This is a genomic window from Streptomyces virginiae, assembly GCF_040638905.1.
In the GTDB taxonomy this organism is placed as follows: Bacteria; Actinomycetota; Actinomycetes; order Streptomycetales; family Streptomycetaceae; genus Streptomyces; species Streptomyces virginiae_B.
Genome location: NZ_JBEZYV010000078.1, coordinates 2,055 through 4,561, shown reverse-complemented (window position 1 = coordinate 4,561; position 2,507 = coordinate 2,055). Strand labels below are relative to the sequence as shown.

Genomic DNA, 2,507 nt, shown 5'->3' with positions numbered 1-2,507 from the left:
TTCAGAACTAACACAGTGGACGCGAGCAACTGAGGACAAGCCCTCGGCCTATTAGTACCAGTCAGCTCCACCCGTTACCGGGCTTCCACATCTGGCCTATCAACCCAGTCGTCTACTGGGAGCCTTACCCTCTCAAGGAGGTGGGAATACTCATCTTGAAGCAGGCTTCCCGCTTAGATGCTTTCAGCGGTTATCCCTCCCGAACGTAGCCAACCAGCCATGCCCTTGGCAGGACAACTGGCACACCAGAGGTTCGTCCGTCCCGGTCCTCTCGTACTAGGGACAGCCCTTCTCAATATTCCTACGCGCACAGCGGATAGGGACCGAACTGTCTCACGACGTTCTAAACCCAGCTCGCGTACCGCTTTAATGGGCGAACAGCCCAACCCTTGGGACCGACTCCAGCCCCAGGATGCGACGAGCCGACATCGAGGTGCCAAACCATCCCGTCGATATGGACTCTTGGGGAAGATCAGCCTGTTATCCCCGGGGTACCTTTTATCCGTTGAGCGACGGCGCTTCCACAAGCCACCGCCGGATCACTAGTCCCGACTTTCGTCCCTGCTCGACCCGTCGGTCTCACAGTCAAGCTCCCTTGTGCACTTACACTCAACACCTGATTGCCAACCAGGCTGAGGGAACCTTTGGGCGCCTCCGTTACCCTTTGGGAGGCAACCGCCCCAGTTAAACTACCCATCAGACACTGTCCCTGATCCGGATCACGGACCGAGGTTAGACATCCAGCACGACCAGAGTGGTATTTCAACGGCGACTCCACCCCAACTGGCGTTGGGGTTTCAAAGTCTCCCACCTATCCTACACAAGCCGAACCGAACACCAATATCAAACTGTAGTAAAGGTCCCGGGGTCTTTCCGTCCTGCTGCGCGAAACGAGCATCTTTACTCGTAGTGCAATTTCACCGGGCCTATGGTTGAGACAGTCGAGAAGTCGTTACGCCATTCGTGCAGGTCGGAACTTACCCGACAAGGAATTTCGCTACCTTAGGATGGTTATAGTTACCACCGCCGTTTACTGGCGCTTAAGTTCTCAGCTTCGCAACCCCGAAAGGTCACTAACCGGTCCCCTTAACGTTCCAGCACCGGGCAGGCGTCAGTCCGTATACATCGCCTTACGGCTTCGCACGGACCTGTGTTTTTAGTAAACAGTCGCTTCTCGCTGGTCTCTGCGGCCACCCCCAGCTCACCGAGTAAATCGGATCACCAGTGATGGCCCCCCTTCTCCCGAAGTTACGGGGGCATTTTGCCGAGTTCCTTAACCATAGTTCACCCGAACGCCTCGGTATTCTCTACCTGACCACCTGAGTCGGTTTAGGGTACGGGCCGCCATGAAACTCGCTAGAGGCTTTTCTCGACAGCATAGGATCATCCACTTCACCACAATCGGCTCGGCATCAGGTCTCAGCCTTAATGAGGGACGGATTTGCCTACCCCTCGGCCTACACCCTTACCCCGGGACAACCACCGCCCGGGCTGGACTACCTTCCTGCGTCACCCCATCGCTTACCTACTACAAGTCTGGTTCGTCGGCTCCACCACTTTCCTTTCCCCGAAGGGTCCGGAACGGCTTCACGGACTTAGCATCGCCTGATTCGATATTGGGCGTTTCAAAGCGGGTACCGGAATATCAACCGGTTGTCCATCGACTACGCCTGTCGGCCTCGCCTTAGGTCCCGACTTACCCTGGGCAGATCAGCTTGACCCAGGAACCCTTAGTCAATCGGCGCACACGTTTCTCACGTGTGTATCGCTACTCATGCCTGCATTCTCACTCGTGAACCGTCCACAACTAGCTTCCGCTGCTGCTTCACCCGGCACACGACGCTCCCCTACCCATCACAGCGGGCGTTGGCCCTATTGCTGCAATGACACGACTTCGGCGGTACGCTTGAGCCCCGCTACATTGTCGGCGCGGAATCACTTGACCAGTGAGCTATTACGCACTCTTTCAAGGGTGGCTGCTTCTAAGCCAACCTCCTGGTTGTCTCTGCGACTCCACATCCTTTCCCACTTAGCGTACGCTTAGGGGCCTTAGTCGATGCTCTGGGCTGTTTCCCTCTCGACCATGGAGCTTATCCCCCACAGTCTCACTGCCGTGCTCTCACTTACCGGCATTCGGAGTTTGGCTAAGGTCAGTAACCCGGTAGGGCCCATCGCCTATCCAGTGCTCTACCTCCGGCAAGAAACACACGACGCTGCACCTAAATGCATTTCGGGGAGAACCAGCTATCACGGAGTTTGATTGGCCTTTCACCCCTAACCACAGGTCATCCCCCAGGTTTTCAACCCTGGTGGGTTCGGTCCTCCACGAAGTCTTACCTCCGCTTCAACCTGCCCATGGCTAGATCACTCCGCTTCGGGTCTAGAGCGTGCAACTCAATCGCCCTGTTCGGACTCGCTTTCGCTACGGCTTCCCCACACGGGTTAACCTCGCTACACACCGCTAACTCGCAGGCTCATTCTTCAAAAGGCACGCAGTCACGACGTAG

At 56.4% G+C, this 2,507-nt stretch carries 1 rRNA gene (only partly in view); it reads right to left on the bottom strand.

The features are described 5' to 3' along the window. Positions 1–30: 30 nt before the first annotated feature. Positions 31–2,507: ribosomal RNA gene (locus AB0F82_RS38890) — 23S ribosomal RNA — on the bottom strand; it runs 192 nt beyond the window's last position.